Origin of the sequence: Pseudobutyrivibrio sp. JW11 (assembly GCF_900115355.1) — a bacterium.
GTDB lineage: Bacteria > Bacillota > Clostridia > Lachnospirales > Lachnospiraceae > Pseudobutyrivibrio > Pseudobutyrivibrio ruminis.
In genome coordinates this window covers 311732-332395 of sequence record NZ_FOWB01000002.1, presented here as the reverse complement: position 1 = coordinate 332395, position 20664 = coordinate 311732, and the positions used below count along the sequence as shown (strand labels likewise).

At 39.7% G+C, this 20664-nt stretch carries 19 protein-coding genes; all 19 read left to right on the top strand.

What is annotated here, in order from left to right:
• The first annotated feature begins 5 nt into the window (after positions 1-5).
• The 19 genes from ylqF (at position 6) to BM102_RS03740 (ending at position 20643) form a co-directional block, all read left to right on the top strand.
• Positions 6-845, top strand: a complete 840-nt coding sequence (ylqF, locus tag BM102_RS03830) for a ribosome biogenesis GTPase YlqF (protein WP_090479049.1) — start codon at positions 6-8, stop codon at positions 843-845.
• 182 nt (positions 846-1027) lie between these two features.
• Positions 1028-1549, top strand: coding sequence for a signal peptidase I (gene lepB, locus BM102_RS03825; RefSeq protein WP_242942898.1), 522 nt, complete (start codon positions 1028-1030; stop codon positions 1547-1549).
• 2 nt (positions 1550-1551) lie between these two features.
• On the top strand, positions 1552-2316 hold the full coding sequence (locus BM102_RS03820) for a ribonuclease HII (protein WP_044934291.1): 765 nt from the start codon (positions 1552-1554) through the stop codon (positions 2314-2316).
• Positions 2317-2327: 11 nt separating this feature from the next.
• Positions 2328-4175: a flagellar hook-length control protein FliK gene (locus tag BM102_RS03815; RefSeq protein ID WP_090479043.1), complete on the top strand. Its 1848-nt coding sequence runs from the start codon at positions 2328-2330 to the stop codon at positions 4173-4175.
• A gap of 2 nt (positions 4176-4177) precedes the next feature.
• Positions 4178-4465: an EscU/YscU/HrcU family type III secretion system export apparatus switch protein gene (locus BM102_RS03810; RefSeq protein ID WP_033154042.1), complete on the top strand. Its 288-nt coding sequence runs from the start codon at positions 4178-4180 to the stop codon at positions 4463-4465.
• Positions 4466-4478: 13 nt separating this feature from the next.
• Positions 4479-4838 carry a YraN family protein gene (locus BM102_RS03805; protein WP_033154043.1) on the top strand — a complete coding sequence of 120 codons (360 nt, stop codon included), beginning with the start codon at positions 4479-4481 and terminating at the stop codon, positions 4836-4838.
• Positions 4832-6151, top strand: coding sequence for a radical SAM protein (locus BM102_RS03800; RefSeq protein ID WP_044934296.1), 1320 nt, complete (start codon positions 4832-4834; stop codon positions 6149-6151). Before BM102_RS03805 ends, BM102_RS03800 begins: the two co-directional genes overlap by 7 nt.
• A 13-nt stretch (positions 6152-6164) precedes the next feature.
• Entirely contained in the window at positions 6165-7490 is a 1326-nt protein-coding gene (gene der / locus BM102_RS03795) for a ribosome biogenesis GTPase Der (RefSeq protein ID WP_044934299.1), read from the top strand.
• The gene (gene plsY, locus BM102_RS03790) at positions 7490-8149 is read left to right on the top strand and encodes a glycerol-3-phosphate 1-O-acyltransferase PlsY (protein ID WP_049960244.1); all 660 of its coding nucleotides are present in this window, start codon (positions 7490-7492) and stop codon (positions 8147-8149) included. The genes der and plsY overlap by 1 nt, the downstream gene beginning before the upstream one ends.
• Entirely contained in the window at positions 8149-9171 is a 1023-nt protein-coding gene (locus tag BM102_RS03785; protein ID WP_074790462.1) for an NAD(P)H-dependent glycerol-3-phosphate dehydrogenase, read from the top strand. The genes plsY and BM102_RS03785 overlap by 1 nt, the downstream gene beginning before the upstream one ends.
• Positions 9164-10888 (top strand): DUF2207 domain-containing protein, encoded by a 1725-nt coding sequence (locus BM102_RS03780; protein WP_090479040.1) that lies wholly within the window; start codon positions 9164-9166, stop codon positions 10886-10888. The genes BM102_RS03785 and BM102_RS03780 overlap by 8 nt, the downstream gene beginning before the upstream one ends.
• On the top strand, positions 10882-11871 hold the full coding sequence (locus tag BM102_RS03775; RefSeq protein ID WP_177194890.1) for a radical SAM/SPASM domain-containing protein: 990 nt from the start codon (positions 10882-10884) through the stop codon (positions 11869-11871). The genes BM102_RS03780 and BM102_RS03775 overlap by 7 nt, the downstream gene beginning before the upstream one ends.
• A 170-nt stretch (positions 11872-12041) precedes the next feature.
• Positions 12042-14165: an anaerobic ribonucleoside-triphosphate reductase gene (gene nrdD / locus BM102_RS03770; protein ID WP_090479033.1), complete on the top strand. Its 2124-nt coding sequence runs from the start codon at positions 12042-12044 to the stop codon at positions 14163-14165.
• 14 nt (positions 14166-14179) lie between these two features.
• On the top strand, positions 14180-14671 hold the full coding sequence (nrdG, locus tag BM102_RS03765; RefSeq protein WP_044934312.1) for an anaerobic ribonucleoside-triphosphate reductase activating protein: 492 nt from the start codon (positions 14180-14182) through the stop codon (positions 14669-14671).
• Between the two features lie 16 nt (positions 14672-14687).
• Positions 14688-15125, top strand: coding sequence for a dUTP diphosphatase (dut, locus tag BM102_RS03760; RefSeq protein WP_044934314.1), 438 nt, complete (start codon positions 14688-14690; stop codon positions 15123-15125).
• Between the two features lie 81 nt (positions 15126-15206).
• A complete protein-coding gene (locus BM102_RS03755; protein WP_090479030.1) occupies positions 15207-17132 on the top strand; it encodes a DNA gyrase/topoisomerase IV subunit B in 1926 nt (641 codons plus the stop codon).
• The gene (locus tag BM102_RS03750) at positions 17125-19365 is read left to right on the top strand and encodes a DNA gyrase/topoisomerase IV subunit A (protein WP_074790468.1); all 2241 of its coding nucleotides are present in this window, start codon (positions 17125-17127) and stop codon (positions 19363-19365) included. The genes BM102_RS03755 and BM102_RS03750 overlap by 8 nt, the downstream gene beginning before the upstream one ends.
• Positions 19362-20015, top strand: a complete 654-nt coding sequence (locus BM102_RS03745; protein ID WP_090479027.1) for an HAD hydrolase-like protein — start codon at positions 19362-19364, stop codon at positions 20013-20015. Before BM102_RS03750 ends, BM102_RS03745 begins: the two co-directional genes overlap by 4 nt.
• Complete coding sequence (locus BM102_RS03740; protein ID WP_177194889.1) at positions 20002-20643, top strand: CPBP family intramembrane glutamic endopeptidase; 642 nt, start codon at positions 20002-20004, stop codon at positions 20641-20643. Before BM102_RS03745 ends, BM102_RS03740 begins: the two co-directional genes overlap by 14 nt.
• Positions 20644-20664: the final 21 nt, after the last annotated feature.

Below are 20664 nucleotides of genomic sequence, written 5' to 3'. Positions count from 1 at the left end.
TGAATATGGAATTTCAATGGTATCCAGGGCATATGACCAAAGCAAAGCGTCAGATGCAGGAGGATATAAAACTTATAGATTTGGTTATCGAGGTTATCGATGCTAGATGTCCTATATCTAGCCGAAATCCTGATATAAATGGGCTTGCTAATGGCAAGCTTCGTCTTGTGCTTTTAAACAAATCTGATCTTGCAGATAAATCTGTTAATCAGAAATGGATTTCTTATTTCAAGGATCAGGGCTTTTATTGTGTTGAGCTGGATTCTCGTGATAGAAAGAACATGAAGGGAGTTCAGGCCACACTTGATGAGGTCTGCGCTGCAAAGTTTGAAAAGGACAGAAAGCGTGGTATTAAGAATCGCCCAGTTAGAGCGATGGTTGTAGGTATTCCTAATGTTGGAAAGTCTACATTTATTAATTCATTTGCAGGTAAAGCAGTAGCAAAGACTGGTAACAAGCCAGGTGTTACAAAGGGTAAGCAATGGATTAAGCTTAATAAATCAGTGGAGCTTCTTGATACACCAGGTATTCTTTGGCCAAAGTTTGAGGATAATACTGTTGGCTTACATTTAGCATTCATTGGCTCTATTAACGATGCAATTATCGAAACAAGAGAGCTTGCTATGGAGCTTGCATATTTTATAAAAGAGACTTATCCAGGAGCATTAGCTGCTCGTTATGAAATAAATGAAGATTTAGTTAATCATGAAATTATTACTGAAATCGCCCTCAAGAGAAACTTCTTGAAGAAGGGCTCAGAGCCAGATTTCGACAAGGCTGCTTCAGTTTTAATAGATGAATTTAGAAATGGTAGTCTAGGAAAAATTTCACTTGAAAGGCCATAAGCATGAAGGTTATCGACTTTAACGAGGAAGAGCAAGAAATCAAAAGAGACATCGAAAGGGCTAGACAGAATATCAAAGAAGTAGAAGATTTGTCGGACTTCGATTCAAAGCCTAAAAAAGAAAAAAAGAAAAAGAAGGATGAGGAGGAAGAACCTCTTACCAAGGCATCAGTAGCTAAGGAAATCATTAGCGTAATCATTAATGTACTGGTTTGCTTTGGCGTCGTTTTTCTAATTACTCATTTTGTAGGACAGCGTACGGTAGTTAGTGGGTCATCCATGGAAGATACTTTGTCAGATGGTGACAATCTTATCGTTGACAAAATCAGCTATCGCTTCAATGACCCTGAGCGTTTTGATGTGGTTGTTTTCCCACCTAAATTCGAGGAAGACACATATTACATCAAGCGTATCATCGGCTTACCAGGCGAGGTAGTTAATATTGACAGCGAAGGCACCATTTATATCAACGGTGAAGTGCTAGATGAACAATATGGCACAGATGTTATTATGAATGCTGGTCTTGCTAGCAGCGAAATTCTTCTTGGACCTGATGAATACTTTGTTCTAGGAGATAATCGAAACAACAGTACTGACTCACGTTTTGATGCTGTTGGAAATGTTAAAGGTGAAGACATCGTGGGCAGAGCTTGGCTTAGAGTTTACCCATTTAACTCATTTGGACTTGTAGAGAATATAGAATAGACATGAGCGAAAAGAAGATTTCAGAAATTCAAAAAGAATATAAAGAGACTAGCGAGCTTTTACTTCCAGATTTCATTGAGGAATACATTAATGATGGTCGTCCAGGTGTTTCGAAAATCATTGGCATGGCCCAGAAGCGTATGGAAAAGCTTCGCATAGAGCGTGAACGTATCGAGCACCTCAAGGAATTTGAGAATCAATATTGGCCAGAGTTTGATTATATCGGCGGTATTGACGAAGTAGGCAGAGGACCACTTGCAGGACCTGTCGTCACAGCTTGCGTTGTTTTACCAAAGGATTGCAGTATCCTTTATATCAATGATTCCAAAAAGCTTTCAGCCTCTAAAAGAGATGAATTATACGAAATCATTATGAAAGAGGCTGTTTCTGTTGGTATTGGTGTATGCTCAGAGCAGCGCATAGATGAAATCAACATTCTTCAAGCTACATACGAAGCAATGCGCCAGGCTATTTCAGAATGCTCAGTAGAGCCACAGGTATTGTTAAATGATGCAGTAACCATACCTGAGGTAAAGATAAAACAAGTTCCAATTATCAAGGGTGATGCTAAATCAATATCTATCGGTGCAGCAAGCATTATTGCAAAGGTTACCAGGGATAGAATGATGGTAGAATACGATAGCATTTATCCTGAATATCATTTTGCATCTAACAAGGGCTATGGTAGCGCAGAGCATATTGAGGCTCTCAAGAAATATGGTCCTTGTCCAATTCATAGAAGATCCTTCATAGGAAACTTTGTATAATTAGGTGAATTATGAACATTAACACTGGACTGAATCCTTACAACTCAAATTATGTTAACGGAGCTGACATGACAAAGCTTAGTCAGAGTCAGTCCCTTACGGGCTCAGTAACTGACAACCTCAAGGAAGGCGAGGTTTTTGAGGGCTCTGTTAATTCGATTGACAATGGCAAGGTTACAATTGGGCTTGCCAACGGTCAGACTATGACGGCTCGTTTGGATGCAGGAGTGAGCCTTACTCCTGGTCAGTCAGTGTTTTTTGAAGTAAAAAGCAACGATGGGAATCTTATACAAATTCGTCCAGTTTCTCTCACTAGTCTAGATGCTAATCCTACACTTCTAAAAGCTTTGGATATGGCCAATTTGGCTGCTACAGAGCGTACAATCAACATGGTTAATTCAATGATGCAGAATTCTATGTCTGTCAGCCCTGAAAATTTGACAGCTATGAATCGTGCTATGATTAATAATCCAGGGGTGGATATCCAGACTCTCGTAACCATGTCTAAATCGAATCTTCCAATAACACCTGAAAATGTCAGCATGTTCCAAAACTATGCTAATGACAAGGCTGTGCTATCGGATAATTTTGATGTGATTTCAGATATGCTTCACGAGATAATGACTAGCAGCGAGGTATCTACTGGAGATGTAATTGGCATTAATAATGCTATAAGGGATATATTTGTTAACGCTAATGAAGCTATTGTTGCAGAAGCTACTGCTGAGGCAGAAAACATTTCTGTAGTTGCTGATAACACCGCAGCTGCTGTTACAGAAAACACTACTAATGTCACAAATAATCCAGCTGCCGCCACAGAAAATGCCACTGTTATAGAAGCTGGCCAGCAGCCTCAGGTAAATGGGCAGGCTATCGCTGAGCAGGCCCTGAATCCTAATCAGGTTCAGTCTGGCATGGTAGAAACAGAAGCTATTATTTCTAATCAAACAGAAAGCACCACTGTTAATCAGGCTCAAGTTATGGAAAATGAGCTTGGTACACAGGTTTTAAATACATTTGCATCGGAAAAACAGATTGATTCATTCAATACTATATTGAACACTCTGCCAGATTTTCCAAAGGATAATCATGAGATATTTGCTGAAAATGGCACTCTTAAGGCAGATGCAGATATGAATCAGGTTTTCAGGGAAATCACTGATTATCTTAATAATCATCCTGATATTCCTAAGCAGACACTCAATGATATTATTGGAGCGCCTTTATATAAAGGACTTCTTAAAAATATAATTACAAATAGTTTTGCTATGGAGCCAAAAGAGGTTACAAAGCCGGGCGAGATTTCAAAGCTATATGAAAGAGTTTTGAAGCAGACGGAGGCCTTAGAGCGTCTTGTGGCAAACTTTAATAATAAGGCTGCAGACACAATCAAAACTCAGACATCTCAGATTAAGCAGAATGTCAACTTTATGAATTCTGCAAATGAAATGTACAATTTCATCCAGATTCCGCTGAAGATGTACAATCAGAACACTGATAGTATGCTTTATGTTCGCCAGAACAAAAAGGCATCTTATGAGCAGGGCGAGGAAATCACTGCATTTCTTCACTTTGATATGGAGTATTTAGGTTCTACAGATGTTTTTATTAGTTTGAAAGAGTCCAAGGTTGGTTGCAAATGGAATCTAGCTAGCGAAGATTCTATGAAGCTTATTGAGGACAATTTAGATATTCTTACAGAGCGCCTTGCCAAGAAAGGTTTTTCAGTCACATCTGAAGTAACCTGTGGTGAGCCGAAGAAAAACTTTGTAGAGGATTTTCTTGGGGCTGCGCCAGTATCTACTGAAAACACAGCAGAGGGCATGGTTCACAGATATAGCTTTGATATGAGGGCATAATTATGGCAGAAGAAAAGACATTTGATAAAAACAAAACTGCTGTTGCCCTTTCTTACGAGGCTGGAGATACAGCACCAAAGATTTTGGCTTCAGGAAAGGGCTATGTGGCTGAGCAAATCATCGAAGAGGCAAAGAAGGCGGATGTGCCTTTTTACCAGGATAATGAATTGGCTCAGACACTTAGCAAACTAAATATTGGTGATGCAATCCCACCAGAGTTATACGAGGTTGTTGCGGAGATTTTGGTCTTTGTAAATGATATGGAAAAGATTAAATCAAAGCTAGGTTAGAATTGAGGTTTTATTGAATTACAGAACGCAAGGAAATGATTTTGAAAAGCTGGCAGCTGACTATCTGAAGCGTCAAGGAATGTCTATTCTCAAAATGAATTTTTATTGTAAAATGGGAGAGGTAGATATTATTGCAAAGGATGGCAGCTACTTAGTTTTTGTAGAAGTAAAATATAGAAAATCTGCTGCAAGAGGCACCGGCTTTGAGGCAGTTAACTTTAATAAAATGCGTAAGATTTCTAGAGTCGCAGATTTTTATATGTATAGTCGTCACATGGATGGCGGCACAAGTGTTAGGTTTGATGTTATTGCAATTGAGGAAGGACATTTAAAGCATATTAAAAATGCTTTTGAGTATATACCAGTATGTTAAATTCAAGTCATAAAATTGCTCAGGTAAGTGAAGGCAGCCCGGCAGATAGGGCGGGACTTATTCCTGGGGATATAATCACAAAAATTAATAATGCAGAGCTCGTTGATATTTTTGATTATCATTATTATTCAGATGATGCTGATATCACTGTTGAGCTCCTCCATGAGGATGGCACGACCTCTTCAGTTTTTGTTGAGAAGGAAGAGGGAGAGGATTTAGGTGTAATTTTTTGTAATGGTCTTATGGATGATTACAAATCATGCTCAAATAAATGTGCATTTTGTTTCATCGATCAAATGCCTCCAGGCATGCGAGAGACTCTTTACTTCAAGGATGATGATACACGTCTTTCATTTTTACAGGGTAATTATGTTACTTTGACAAATATGAAGATGGCAGATTTGGATCGTATTATCGCTTATAAGCTTGGTCCAATCAATATATCTGTTCACGCAACTAATCCTGAGCTTAGAGTGAAGCTTCTGCACAACCGATTTGCAGGAGATATTCTTGATAAGATTCGCAAGCTTTATGAAGCAGAAATACCTATGAATGCCCAGGTTGTTTCCTGCCCAGGTCTAAACGATGGACCAGAATTAGATAGAACAATCTCTGATTTGATGGAGTTTGCGCCTGTTATGAGCTCTATGTCAGTAGTGCCTGTTGGTGTCACAAAGTTCAGAGATGGGCTTTTCCCACTTCGCACCTACACACCTGAGGAAGCGGGAAAGGTAATCGACCAAATCGAGCACTGGCAGCAAATTGCAATGGAACGCTTTGGTAATCATTTTGTGCAAGCATCTGATGAGTGGTATATTCTTGCAGGCAGACCACTTCCAGAGGCTGATAGATACGATGGTTTTATCCAGCTCGAAAATGGTGTTGGAATGCTTAGACTTCTTCATGAAGAGGTTTTAGATGCCCTTGAGGATATCAAAAAGCCTTTATTTATGAAAAAGCGTCATGTGACTATCGCAACAGGAAAGCTTGCAGCTCCATTTATGCGCCAGCTTGCAGATTTGATTACAGAAAAGTTCAATCGCGTTACTGTTGATGTTGTGGCAATTACAAACGAATTTTTTGGTGAAGAGATTACTGTTTCTGGATTAATTACAGGACAGGATCTAATAAAACAGCTTTCAAATAGAGAGCTTGGAGATAGTTTATTATTGTCTTGTACAATGCTTAGAAGTGGCGAGGAAGTATTCCTTGATGACATCACTTTATCTGAGCTTGAGTCGGCTTTACAAGTCAAAACTCGTATAGTACAATCAGACGGGCGTGATTTAGTTTACGCCATAATCGGACATTAGAAAGAGGTATAATATGGCAAGACCAGTAGTGGCCATCGTAGGTCGCCCTAACGTTGGTAAATCCACATTATTTAATGCGCTCGCAGGAGAGCGAATTTCAATTGTAAAAGACACCCCTGGTGTTACAAGAGATAGAATATATGCAGATATTTCATGGTTAAATTACGATTTTACTATGATTGATACAGGCGGTATTGAGCCAGATTCAAAGGATATCATTTTATCACAGATGCGTGAGCAGGCTCAGATTGCTATCGATACAGCAGATGTTATCGTATTCCTTGTTGATGTAAAGCAAGGTCTTCAGGATAGCGATTCAAAGGTTGCAGATATGCTTAGACGTAGCCACAAGCCAGTTGTTCTTGTTGTTAACAAGGTAGACAGCTTTGAACGCGATATGGCTGATGTTTACGAGTTCTACAATCTTGGTATTGGTGATCCAATCGCTATTTCAGCATCTTCACGTCTTGGTTTTGGTGATATGCTTGATGTTGTTTGCAGCTATTTCCCTGAGCCTACAGAAAACGAAGAAGAGGATGACACACCACGTATAGCAGTTATCGGAAAGCCAAACGTTGGTAAATCATCTCTTATTAATAAGCTTTGCGGTGAAGAGCGTGTTATCGTTTCTGATATTGCAGGTACCACACGTGATGCTGTAGATACAAAGGTTCGTTACAATCACAAGGATTACATCTTTATCGATACAGCAGGACTTCGTCGTAAGAGCAAAATCAAAGAGGACCTTGAACGCTATTCAATAGTTCGTGCTGTTGCTTCTGTTGAAAAGGCAGATGTTGTTATCATTATGATTGATGCCACAGAAGGTGTTACTGAGCAGGATGCCAAAATCGCTGGTATCGCTCATGAGCGAGGCAAAGGTATCATCATCTGTGTTAACAAATGGGATGCTATCGAAAAGAATGATAAAACAATGAAGGAGCATGAGACAAAGATTCGTCAGATCCTTTCATTTATGCCATATGCATCAATTCTCTTTATTTCTGTTAAGAGCGGTCAGCGCCTTGGCAAAATCTACGAGACAATCGATGCAGTTATTGAAAACAACTCAATGCGTATAGCTACAGGTGTTCTTAACGAAATCGTATCTGAGGCAGTTGCACTTCAGCAGCCACCTACAGACAAGGGCAAGCGCCTTAAGATATACTACACAACTCAGGTTGCTGTTAAGCCACCTACATTCGTTATCTTTGTAAACGAGAAATACCTGATGCATTTCTCTTACGTTAGATACTTGGAAAACAGAATCAGAGATGCCTTTGGTTTTGAAGGTACATCTTTAAAATTTATCATTAGAGAGAGAAAGGAAAACGAATAATGGTTGTTTTGGGGAGAATTTTAGCTTTACTTATTGGCTATTGTTTTGGAATGATTTTGATGGGATATCTCATCGGTAAATCTAAGAATATTGATTTAACAAAGGTTGGTAGTGGTAACGTTGGTTCCACTAACACCATGAGAACTCTTGGAGTTCCTGCAGGTCTTGCTACACTTGCTTGGGACTGCCTTAAGTGCGTAGTAGCGGTATTTTTTGTTTGGTTGATTTTTGGACGTTTTGTAGAAAACGTTAACATTTACATGGTATATGCAGGCCTTGGCTGTGTGCTTGGTCATGATTTCCCATGTTACATGCATTTTAAAGGTGGAAAGGGCGTTGCATCTACACTTGGTTTTATCATCGCACTTTTCCCAATGGGTCTTCCAATTCCAGCATGTGTATTTATAGCGATTGTTGCACTTACTCGCTATGTATCACTTGGTTCTATCATTGGTGAGCTTTCATTTGCAATCGAGATGCTTATCGGTGCCAAGATGGGACTTTTAGATGGCAAATTTGAAGGAGCACAGCTTAAGGAAGCACTTGTTATTTGCTGCTTAGTATCTGCACTTTCAATTGCACTTCACCATGCAAATATTGGACGTCTAATCAATGGAAAAGAGAACAAATTCTCATTCCATCCAGAAACGAGGGCATAATGGCAAGAATTAGTGTTTTAGGTGCAGGAAGCTGGGGTATAGCCCTTGCTGTAATGCTTGACAAAAATGGTCATGAAGTAGAGGTTTGGTCACATCGTCAGTCACAGGTTGATCAGATGAACGACACCCATACCAGTGACAAAATAAAGGGAGTTAAGCTTCCAGAATCTATGAAGTTTACTGCAGATATTGAGTCTGCAGCAAAGTTCGCTGATGTTATTTTGATGGCAGTTCCATCAAAAGCAACTAGAGAGACAGCTGAAAAGATTAAATCCTTTGTTAATCCAAATCAGATTTTCATTACTGTTACAAAGGGTATTGAGGAAGATACTCTTTTCACACAGACAGAAATTCTGGAGGATGTGCTAGGAAAAGATAAACGTATATGCGTATTATCTGGCCCAAGCCATGCTGAGGAGGTTGTTGTATTCAAGCCTACACTTGTAGTTGCTGGTTCAACAGACCGTCAGACAGCGCTTTTTGTTCAGAATCTTTTCATGAACAAATATTTCAGAGTTTATTCATCACCAGATGTTAAGGGTATAGAGGTTGGTGCTGCGTTGAAAAACGTTATCGCACTTGCTGCTGGTATGTCAGATGGCCTTGGTTTTGGCGACAATGCAAAGGCTGCTCTTATTACTCGTGGTATCAAGGAAATCTCTGCACTTGCAGTTGCAATGGGCGGCCAGGCTGAGACATTATCAGGTCTTACAGGTGTCGGTGATTTGATTGTTACATGCTCATCTATTCATTCTAGAAACAGAATGGCTGGTTACTATATTGGCCAGGGTATGAGCAAAGATGAGGCTATGGAAAAGGTTGCCATGGTTGTAGAAGGCGTATATTCTGCAAAGGCGGCAAAGAAGCTTGCAGAGAAATACAATATCGAAATGCCTATCGTAGATATCGTAAATGCGGTTCTTTTCGATGGACTTGCTGCAAAGGATGCAGTATATGAGCTGATGACTCGTTCTAAGAAGGATGAAACATCAGATTTAGAGTGGGAGTGTTGTGGTGTTTAAAAGATGCAAGGAATGGTTACACTTCTTCGGTGTAACCTTTTTTATTTTAGGAATTATTGTATTATGTTCGGCTGGAATCATGGTTTTTAGTCACATTAGTGCTACATCAGGAAAAAACGATTCCAAAGCTGATGGTTTTACAATTGATTATTATGAAGTAAATCTGGATGTAAACACAAAGAATCAGATTCATGTTACAGAAAACATCGGTGTTAATTTCTATGAAACTGGGCATCATGGGATTTTTCGTTTTGTTCCAGAATGGCTTAAATATACCTCAAAGGATGGTAAAACTAAATCTAGACGAGGAGTTATAACAAATCTACGTTGCGAAAATGAAGACTATGAAGTAGATACCATTAAAGGCAAGCAAAGAGTCAAAATTGGAAGCGCATATGAAACCTTAGATACAGGAATCCATGAGTATGTGATTTCATATGACTATGATATGGGCGGAGATATTTATAAGGGCTTCGACGAACTGATTTTTCATGCTTTTGGTGATTACTGGGGCACAGAAATAAATGGAGCCAAGGTCACTATAAATTTGCCAAAGAAGATTGATGATACAAGCACTGTTAATTTCTTTGCAGATAAAAAGCGTAAGAAGGATATTACTTCTTACGTGGATTACACAGTCGATGGCAATACTATTACAGCTCAGGTTTCAAATGACTATAAGCTTAATGGTGCACTTACTGTGGATGTGGAGTTGCCTGACGGTTATTTTGAAGCAGCTCAGGTTAATTACAAGACAAAGGCATTTATCCTAAGCGCATTGTGTATGCTTAGTCTTTTAGTTAGCTTTTTCTTCTGGAATAAAAACAAAGACAGTGATTTGTTTGATAAAGGTGATGTGTCAGGAATTAATGTTGGTGGACTTGAAGCTGTTGAAATGGGATATATTTACGGTGGAAGTGGCCAACTGTTACTTATCACAGTAATCATTCAGCTGGCAACCAAAGGGTATATCCGAATCAAGAATCCAAGCAGCAAAAAGAAGCTGACATTACAAAAAGTAAACAAGAGCGAGGTCGCATTGTCCGATGCAGAAAAGCTTGTATATGACGGGCTTTTTAAAAATGGTACCAATGTAATTCCGGCTGAGGATACTCGTATCCGTAAGCTCAATAGTAAGCTTAATAAAATGTTAGAGGAGAAATTCGATTCTAAGATTTACAATATTGCATCCTATGTTGAGTTTATGATTTCAAGCTTTTTGTTTTTGATTTCTTCAATAGGGATATGCGTTGCCTATATTTGGTCAGAGGATATGGATCCAACCCTTAGATGGTTCTTTTTACCTGCTTTTTTATCAATAATAGCTACTGGCATTTTTGCAGTCAAAACTCCTAAAAAATCTGCTTATGGTGAAGAGCTTATAGCTAGGATAGAAGCATACAAGAATTATCTATCTACTATCAAGAAGCAGGATCTAGAGGCTAAGATAAAAGACGACCAGGATTACTTTGATGAGGTTCTTCCTTATGCTTTTATTTTTGGCATATCCAAAAAGCTCGTACAGAAATATGATTACACTGCAAATGCAACAAATAGATATATTAAATATACAGATAATATAACAAGCTCTGTATATTACACTGATACATCTACAAGTAGCTCGAGCTCTAGTTCTAGTTCTAGCTCAGGATGTGGCGGCGGATGCTCATCTTGTGGTGGTGGATGTTCTTCTTGCGGCGGAGGCGGCTCATGGTAAGAGAATTTGTATTGCAATGGCATATCAGTGAAAGCTGCAATCTTAAATGCTTACATTGTTATCAAGAAGGTCATGTACCTGTTTCACTTAATAGTGAGCAGCTTTTGGGTATTTTAAATCAATACAGACAGCTTCTTAAGGAGCAGAAAATCAAAGGACATATTAATATAACAGGAGGGGAACCACTGTGTTCTCCTCATTTTTTTGAGCTCTTAGAAGAGTTTAAGAAGGATAGTGATTTATATAGTTTCTCGATTCTTACAAATGGCACTCTTATCACGGATGAGATAGCAAAAAGGATTGCCAGTTATGGCCCAGAATATGTTCAGGTGAGCCTGGAAGGCAGCAAGAAAACTAACGACTATATAAGAGGCAAGGGTGTTTATTCTAAAGTGGCAAAGGCTGTAAAGCTGCTGAAAAAGTACAATGTTTATGTTTCTTTGTCTTTTACTGCAACGGCTCTCAATTATAAGGAGCTGCCAAATGTTGTTAAGTTTGCAAAAAGATATGGAGTGGACACTGTATGGTCGGATAGATATATTCCATTGAATTCTCCAGAGGTTAACCTTTGCATGAATAAAGAGCAAACGAAAGAGTACCTTGATATGATCACAAGGGAGAGCTTTGCGCTAAGAAGACAGGGCTGTAAAACAGAAGTAGCGCTATATCGTGCTCTGCAATTTTTAAAGACAAATAATCTGCCTTATTCCTGCACAGCAGGAGATACCTTGCTGACTGTCATGGAAAATGGCGATTTAGTTCCTTGTAGACGTATGCCTATAGTGGTTGGAAATCTGCTTGATGACAATATGCTTGACCTTTACAACAACTCTGATGTGTTAAAGTCGCTTAGAGCAGATACCACACCTGATGACTGTAGTGATTGCGATTACAGCTCATTCTGCAAGGGTGGCTTGAAATGTCTTACTTATGCCACCTATGGTGATTTAAATCACAAAGATGTAGGGTGTTATTATGACTAAATTGTGAAACTTTATTTTGTGGTACAGAAGTCTATTGACTACTAGATAATGTGGTGGTAGTATAATTCTATCAACACAATATCTAGTAGTTTTTGTTTTAAATCAACTAGATATTGACTGAATATTATATACAATACGATTCATTTTTATATAAAACCCGGAGGCGGAACATGAAAAGATATGTAGTTAAAAAGGATGGTTCACTTGAACCATTTGATGTGCAAAAAGTTGTAGAAGCTGTTGGAAAATCTGCTACACGCGTACTTGTAAAATTTACTCCTGAGCAGGAAAAGTTTATCTGTCAATTCGTTGAAGAAAGAGTGGAGGAACTTGGCCTTGAGAAAATTGAAATTGCGCAAATGCATAACATTGTTGAGGGTGCTTTGGAACGTGTTAACCCTATGGTTGCGAAATCTTACCGCGATTACCGCAATTACAAGCAGGATTTTGTCCAGATGTTGGATGATGTTTATAAGAAGTCTCAAAACATCATGTATATCGGTGACAAGGAGAATTCAAATACTGATTCTGCGCTTGTATCCACAAAACGTTCTTTGATTTTCAATGAGCTTAATAGAGAGCTTTACAAGAAATTCTTCCTTACAACTGAGGAAGTTCAGGCTATTCGTGATGGCTATATCTACATCCACGATATGAACGCCAGAAGAGACACAATGAACTGTTGTCTTTTCGATGTAAAGTCAGTTCTTGAGGGCGGCTTTGAAATGGGTAACATTTTCTACAACGAGCCAAAGAGCTTGGATGTAGCATTTGATGTTATCGGTGATATCGTTCTTTCTGCTGCAAGCCAGCAGTACGGTGGTTTCACTATTCCTCAGGCTGATCAGATTCTTGAAAAATATGCTCAGAAATCATTTGATAAATACATGGAAAAATACATTGCCCTTGGCATTGGTGAGGAAAAGGCTCACGAAGTATCAATGGCAGAAGTAGAAAGAGAAATGGAGCAGGGCTTCCAGGGATGGGAGTACAAGTTCAACACAGTTGCATCTAGCCGTGGTGACTATCCATTTATCACTGTTACAATTGGTCTTGGTACATCAGTATTTGCAAAGATGGCATCAAAGGCATGCTTAAAGGTTCGTTCAATCGGCCAGGGAAAGCCAGGCTTTAAAAAGCCAGTTCTTTTCCCTAAGATTGTATTCCTTTACGATGAAAATCTTCACGGCCCTGGTAAGGAGCTTGAGGATGTTTTCGAAGCAGGTATCGATTGCTCGCGCAAGACAATGTATCCTGATTGGCTTTCTCTTACAGGCGAGGGCTACATTGCCAGCATGTACAAGAAATATGGCAAGGTAATTTCACCTATGGGATGTCGTGCATTCCTTTCACCTTGGTACGAAAAGGGCGGCATGAAGCCAGCTGATGAAAATGATGAGCCAGTATTTATTGGCCGTTTCAATATTGGTGCGGTTTCTCTTCACTTGCCAATGATTCTTGCAAAGTCACGTCAGGAATCAAAGGATTTCTACGAAGTGCTTGATTACTATCTTGAAATGATTAGAAAGCTTCACATTCGTACATATGCATACCTTGGAGAAATGCGTGCTAGCACAAATCCACTTGCATACTGCGAGGGCGGCTTCTACGGTGGACACCTTGGTTTCCACGACAAGATTAAGCCACTTCTTAAGGCTGCAACTGCTTCATTTGGTATTACTGCATTTAACGAGCTTCAGGAGCTTTACAATGGCAAATCTCTTGTAGAAGACGGAGAGTTCGCTATCGAGGTTCTTAAGCATATTAATGAAAAAGTAAATCAGTTCAAGGAGGAGGATGGCAATCTTTATGCTATCTACGGCACACCAGCTGAGAACCTCTGTGGACTTCAGGTAAAGCAGTTTAGAAACAAATATGGAATCGTTGAGAATGTATCTGACAGAGAGTACGTTTCAAACTCATTCCACTGTCACGTTACAGAAGACATCACACCAATTGAAAAGCAGGATTTGGAAGGCAGATTCTGGGAGCTTTCAAACGGTGGAAAGATTCAGTACGTTCGTTACCCAATCAATTACAACCGCGACGCTGTAAAGACACTTGTTCGTCGCGCTATGGCAAAGGGCTTCTACGAAGGCGTTAACCTTTCCCTTTCATACTGTGACGATTGTGGTCACGAGGAATTAGAGATGGATGTTTGCCCAGTTTGCGGCAGCAAGAATCTTACAAAAATTGACCGTATGAATGGATACTTGTCATATTCACGTGTAAAGGGAGATACACGTTTGAATGAGGCAAAGATGGCAGAGATTGCTGATCGTAAATCAATGTAAAGGACTTGAAGAATATGAATTACCATAACATTACAAAGGATGACATGCTCAACGGTGACGGCCTTCGTGCTGTACTTTGGGTGGCTGGCTGTGATCATCATTGTAAGGAGTGTCAGAACCCGGTTACTTGGGATCCTGATGGAGGACTTAAATTTGATCAGGCTGCAAAGGATGAATTATACGAGGTCTTATCTCGCGACTATATATCAGGCATAACATTTAGTGGCGGAGATCCACTTTATCCTGGCAATCGTCAGGAAGTGACGGAGCTTGCCCGGGAGATTAGGGAGAGATTTCCCGGCAAGACCGTCTGGCTTTACACAGGCTTCACTTATGAAGAAATAAAATCTCTGGAAATTATGGAATATTTGGATGTTCTGGTTGACGGAGAATTTGAAATTGATAAGATAGATTTGCAGGCAAAATGGAGAGGAAGTATCAATCAGCGTGTTATTGATGTTCCACAGACTAGAAAGCTTGGACAAATCGTTTTGCATGTAGATTAATAAATGGAGAATAAAAATGAATATTAATATTTTGCGTATGACTGATTCTGCAAAGCTTCCTGAGCGTGGCTCAGTATCAGCAGCTGGTTATGATTTATTTGCTGATGTTGCAGAGGATGTTACTATTGCGCCACACGAGACCAAGATGATTGGCACAGGTCTTGCGATGGAGATTCCTGAAGGGTATTTCGGAGGCATTTTTGCTCGTTCCGGATTATCTGCAAAGGAAGGTCTTCGACCAGCAAACTGTGTTGGCGTGGTAGATTCTGATTACAGGGGAGAAATAAAGGTTGCCCTTCACAACGATGGAGAGCAGGCTAGAGTTATTACACCAGCTGAAAAGATTGCTCAGCTTGTGGTTGTACCATTTTTATCTGTTGACTTTAATGAGGTTTCAAATTTATCTGATACCGCTAGAGGAGAAGGCGGATTTGGTTCCACTGGAAAACATTAGTATTTATTACGTTGGCGCCTGGTTTTGTACCAGACGCCTTTCAGCGTTTTTATAAATTATATCGAAAGAGAGTATGATTTTATGGCAAACAAAGTTACTTATGATGCCAGCAGTATATCTGTTTTAGAAGGTCTTGAGGCTGTTAGAAAAAGACCCGGCATGTATATTGGTTCAACATCACGAAAGGGCTTGAACCATCTTATATATGAGATAGTGGACAACTCAGTAGATGAGCATTTGGCCGGTGAGTGCGACACTATCCATGTTACTCTTGAAAAGGACGGTAGCTGTACAGTAGAGGATAATGGTCGTGGTATTCCAGTTGGAATGCATGCAAAGGGTGTGCCTGCTGCACGTCTTGTTTTCTCTACACTTCACGCAGGTGGTAAGTTTGATGACAGTGTCTATAAAACTTCCGGCGGTCTTCACGGTGTAGGTTCTTCAGTTGTAAATGCTCTTAGTACATACATGACTGTAGATATTTCCCGTGAGGGTTACGTTCACCACGATAGATACGAAAGAGGCGTACCTACAGAAAAGCTTGTTGATGGACTTCTTCCAAAGATTGCCAAGACAACAAAGCACGGTACAAAAATCAACTTCCTTCCTGATCCAGAAATCTTTGAAAAGACTTATTTCAAGGAGGATGATATAAAGTCACGTCTTCACGAAACTGCATACCTTAATCCAGGTCTTACAATCAATTATGCAGATTTACGTGGTGAGGAGCCTGAGTATCTCACTTTCCATGAGCCAGATGGAATCAAAGGCTTTGTAAAGGAGATTAATAAAACTGCAGAAGCTCTTCATGATGTTATCTATTTCAGCGGTAGTGCTGATGGAATCGAGCTAGAGGTTGCATTCCAGTATTGTAACGAATTCAAGGAGAATATCCTTGGTTTCTGTAACAATATCTACAACTCTGAGGGTGGTACACATATCACAGGTTTCAAGACAGTTCTTACAACTGTTATTAATAACTATGCCCGTGAGCTTGGTATCTTAAAGGACAAGGATGCTAATTTCACTGGTGCTGATGTTCGTAACGGAATTACAGCGATTGTTTCTATCAAGCATCCAGATCCTCGCTTCGAAGGACAGACAAAGACAAAGCTTGATAATCCAGATGCTTCAAAGGCTACTCAGAAGATTTGTCAGGATGAGTTTGTTCTCTATTTTGATAGAAACTTAGATACATTAAAGGCAATTATTTCTTGTGCAGAGAAATCTGCAAAGATTCGTAAGTCCGAAGAAAAGGCAAAGACAAACCTTCTTACAAAGCAGAAGTTTTCTTTCGACCAGAATGGTAAGCTTGCAAACTGCGAATCAAGAGATGCAAGCAAGTGTGAAATCTTTATCGTAGAGGGAGATTCCGCTGGTGGTTCTGCAAAGATGGCTCGAAATCGTATGTATCAGGCTATCATGCCTATCCGCGGAAAGATTCTTAACGTTGAAAAGGCATCAATGGATAAGGTTCTTGCAAATGCTGAAATCAAGACACTTATCAATGCTTTCGGATGTGGTTTCTCTGAGGGATATGGTAATGACTTCGATATTTCAAAGCTTCGCTATGACAAAATCGTAATCATGGCCGATGCCGACGTTGATGGTGCCCACATCTGTACATTGCTTCTGACATTCTTCTACAGATTTATGCCAGAACTCATCAAGGAAGGTCATGTATACATCGCTATGCCTCCTCTTTACAAGGCTATTCCTACAAAGGGCGAGGAGGAATACCTTTACGATGATGTTGCTCTAGATAAATATCGTAAAAAGATGAATGGAAAGACATTCACTCTTCAGCGATACAAAGGTCTTGGTGAGATGGACAAGGATCAGCTTTGGGAAACTACACTTGATCCTGAGCGTCGTAAGCTTAAGCTTGTTGAAATCGAGGATGCTCTTATGGCTTCCGAGGTAACAGAGCTTCTTATGGGTAGCGACGTTGCTCCTAGAAAAGACTTTATTTACAAACACGCAAAGGAGGCAGAGATAGATGCCTAGTGAGATTATAAGAACCGAATATTCTGAGATTATGCAGAAATCCTTTATAGACTATTCTATGTCGGTTATCCTTGCACGTGCAGTTCCAGATGTTAGAGATGGTCTTAAGCCTGTACAGCGTCGTACCCTGTACGATATGTACGAGTTAAAGGTTGATTATAATAAACCATATAAAAAGAGTGCCCGTATCGTAGGTGATACCATGGGTAAATATCACCCACATGGTGATAGCTCAATCTACGAAGCACTTGTTGTTATGACACAGGATTTCAAGAAGAGTCTTCCACTTGTTGATGGTCATGGTAACTTTGGTTCCATCGAAGGAGATGGCGCCGCTGCTATGCGTTACACTGAGGCTCGTCTTGCTAAGGTTGCCCAGGAGGTTTATCTTGGGGACCTTGATAAAAACGTTGTAGATTTCGTACCAAACTATGATGAGACAGAAAAGGAGCCAGAGGTTCTTCCTGTTCGTGTTCCTAATATTCTTATCAATGGTTCCGATGGTATTGCCGTTGGTATGGTTACATCAATCCCTCAGCACAACCTAGGTGAGGTTATTGATGGCGTTATTGCCTACATGAAGGATCCAGATATTAACACAGCTCAGATGCTTAAAATAATTCCTGGTCCAGATTTTCCAACTGGTGGTATCATCACTAACAAGGATGATTTGCTTGAGATTTACTCTACAGGTGTTGGTAAAATCAAAATCCGTGGTAAGGCAGAAATCGAAAAGATTAAAGGTGGTAAGGAACAAATCGTAATTACGGAGATTCCTTATCCTATGATTGGTGCCAATATCGGAAAGTTCCTTAACGATATATATTCACTTGTTGAGTCTAAAAAGACCAACGACATTACTGATATTTCAAACCAGTCTTCAAAGGATGGTATGCGAATTATTGTTGAGCTTCGCAAGGGTGCTGATGCTCAGAATGTCCTTAACCTCCTCTACAAGAAGACTCGTCTTGAGGATACATTTGGTGTAAACATGCTTGCTGTTGCTGATGGAAAGCCAGAGACTCTTGGTATCGTTCCAATCATCAGACATCATGTTAACTTCCAGTATGAGCTTTGTACTAGAAAGTACACTCATTTACTTGGCAAAGAGCGCGAGAAAAAGGAAATCCAGGAAGGTTTGATTAAGGCTTGCGATGTTATCGATCTTATCATTGAAATCCTTCGTGGTTCAAAGGATGTAAAGCAGGCAAAGGCTTGTCTCGTTGAAGGTATCACAGAAGGTATAAAGTTCAAGTCAGAGCAGTCGAAAAAGGATGCAGCTTTACTTAAGTTTACTGAGCGTCAGGCTCAGGCTATCCTTGATATGCGTCTCCACAGATTGATCGGTTTGGAAATCGAAGCACTGCGTGGTGATTATGCTGAGACAATGCAGAAGATTGCTGATTATACAAAGATTCTTGAAAGCCGTGCTGAGATGGCAAAGGTTATCATCAAGGATTTACAGGCTATCAAGAAAGAGTACGCTAGAGAGCGCCGTACAGTTATTGATAACGTAGAAGAGGCTGTTGTAGAAGAAAAGCCAATCGAGGAAATTGATGTGGCAGTTCTTATCGACAGATTTGCATATGCTCGTGTAGTAGATATGCCTACATTCGAGCGTAATAAAGAAGCAGCAGAGACTGAATCTAAAAAGATTATCTTCTGTAAAAATATAGACAAGATTTGTCTCTTTACAGATGATGGCGATATGCATGCGATTAAGGTTCTTAGCTTGCCATTTGGTAAGTTCCGTGATAAGGGACAGCCAATCGACACTGCAGAAAAGGGCTCAAAGATTGACCTTACAAAGCAGAATCTTATCTTTGCAGATTCAATGGCTAACATTATCCAATCAAGACTTTTATTCGGCACTAAGCAATCTATGATTAAGGTTGTTGAAGGTGCAGAATTTGACGTTACTAGAAAGCAAATTGCTGCAACTAAACTTGCTGATGACGATAAGGTTATCTGTGTTGGCAAGCTTAATCCTGGTAGCTCTGTTGTAATGCAGTCTGCAAAGGATATGTTCCTTCGAATTGAAGGAGACACCATTCCTGAAAAGAAAAAGACAGCAGTTGGTGTCCGTGGAATGAAACTTGGCAAGGGTGACGAGCTTATTAATATTTACATTCTTGGCGAAGGCGAAAATGTAGATGTTAAGGTTAAAGACAAAACTGTTTCAATCGGACGACTTCACATCGCAAGCAGAGACACAAAGGGCGTTAAGAAATGATAAAAAATGTTTATTTTGATTTAGACGGCACACTTGTTGATTCAGCTCCTGGTATTATTGAGGGGCTGAAGGTTGCCCTTACAAAATACGGATACGATATTCCGGATTTTGTTACACTTCGTAAATGCGTAGGGCCACCATTTACATATTCTTTTCCGAAGCTTTTGCATATTAAGGATGAGGATTTTGATGGTGCTGTTGCCGCTTACAGACAGTACTATGATAAGGAAAATGGTATGTTCAATGCCAAGGTTTACGCTGGCATAGAAGAGCTTCTTGATGCATTAAACAAACGAGGCTATTGTCTTTTTGTTTGCACTTCAAAGCCTGAACCTACAGCTAGAAAGCTATTGGCAAAGCTTGGTATAGACCATTATTTCACTGATATTTGTGGAGCAACATTGGATGCATCCATAGATACAAAAGCAGAGGTTATTGATTTATGCTTTTCGCGTGCACCATGGCACAAAAAGGAAGAAACAGTTCTTGTTGGTGATACTAAGTTTGATGCAGAAGGTGCAGCACAAAGAGGAATCGATTGCATTGGTGTTTCCTGGGGCTTTGGTTCAAAGTGGGATTTGGAAGATGCTGGAGCGGTGACTATTTTAGACTATCCAAATGAGGTGCTTGAATACATTGAATCAAATTAGACAGAATAGAATCATTCAAATTATATATCCATTGCTTGTTTATTTCTTTGTATATCAGCTGGGAGTTTCGTTGCTTCTTGATATCATAGGAGATAAATATGGCAAGCTTTCATGTCTGCTTATAGCAGGCATTGTTTGCATTGTGCCAATGTATATTATTTATTCAAATGTTCCAAAGCTTATTCCGGAGACTGTTAAAAACAAAAAGCAAGTCTTCGTATATGCGATATGGGTTGTGGCAACAGTAGCAGTGGCAGTTTTACTTAACGTAGTTCTGACCCATAGTGGTTTGGTTGAATCGTCGGCAGGCTTTGCCAGAGCCAATAGCATACTTACTGATGGCGATTTATTAATGAAGGTGTTATGCAACTGTTTAGTAATTCCGATATTGGAGGAATTATTAATGCGAGGGATTCTAACAGGCCAGCTATGCTTATGGTATGGCCCGGTTCCAGCGGTAGTGATTTCCTCAATTTGTTTTGGAATTCTACACAATAATATAGTACAATTCATATATGCAGTATTGATGGGAGCAGCCCTTGGATTTATGTATATTAAAAATAAACGTTTATCCATGTGCATTATTGCTCACTGTTTAATAAATCTTACTGCTATATTATTTGGTTAAATACTGATTATTATCACTTAA

Excerpts from the sequence above, each read along its gene's own strand:
- ylqF (WP_090479049.1), top strand. The coding sequence starts at position 6 with ATGGAATTTCAATGGTATCCAGGGCATATGACCAAAGCAAAGCGTCAG.
- BM102_RS03820 (WP_044934291.1), top strand. The coding sequence starts at position 1,552 with ATGAGCGAAAAGAAGATTTCAGAAATTCAAAAAGAATATAAAGAGACT.
- BM102_RS03815 (WP_090479043.1), top strand. The coding sequence starts at position 2,328 with ATGAACATTAACACTGGACTGAATCCTTACAACTCAAATTATGTTAAC.
- BM102_RS03810 (WP_033154042.1), top strand. The coding sequence starts at position 4,178 with ATGGCAGAAGAAAAGACATTTGATAAAAACAAAACTGCTGTTGCCCTT.
- BM102_RS03800 (WP_044934296.1), top strand. The coding sequence starts at position 4,832 with ATGTTAAATTCAAGTCATAAAATTGCTCAGGTAAGTGAAGGCAGCCCG.
- der (WP_044934299.1), top strand. The coding sequence starts at position 6,165 with ATGGCAAGACCAGTAGTGGCCATCGTAGGTCGCCCTAACGTTGGTAAA.
- plsY (WP_049960244.1), top strand. The coding sequence starts at position 7,490 with ATGGTTGTTTTGGGGAGAATTTTAGCTTTACTTATTGGCTATTGTTTT.
- BM102_RS03785 (WP_074790462.1), top strand. The coding sequence starts at position 8,149 with ATGGCAAGAATTAGTGTTTTAGGTGCAGGAAGCTGGGGTATAGCCCTT.
- BM102_RS03775 (WP_177194890.1), top strand. The coding sequence starts at position 10,882 with ATGGTAAGAGAATTTGTATTGCAATGGCATATCAGTGAAAGCTGCAAT.
- nrdD (WP_090479033.1), top strand. The coding sequence starts at position 12,042 with ATGAAAAGATATGTAGTTAAAAAGGATGGTTCACTTGAACCATTTGAT.
- nrdG (WP_044934312.1), top strand. The coding sequence starts at position 14,180 with ATGAATTACCATAACATTACAAAGGATGACATGCTCAACGGTGACGGC.
- dut (WP_044934314.1), top strand. The coding sequence starts at position 14,688 with ATGAATATTAATATTTTGCGTATGACTGATTCTGCAAAGCTTCCTGAG.
- BM102_RS03755 (WP_090479030.1), top strand. The coding sequence starts at position 15,207 with ATGGCAAACAAAGTTACTTATGATGCCAGCAGTATATCTGTTTTAGAA.
- BM102_RS03750 (WP_074790468.1), top strand. The coding sequence starts at position 17,125 with ATGCCTAGTGAGATTATAAGAACCGAATATTCTGAGATTATGCAGAAA.
- BM102_RS03745 (WP_090479027.1), top strand. The coding sequence starts at position 19,362 with ATGATAAAAAATGTTTATTTTGATTTAGACGGCACACTTGTTGATTCA.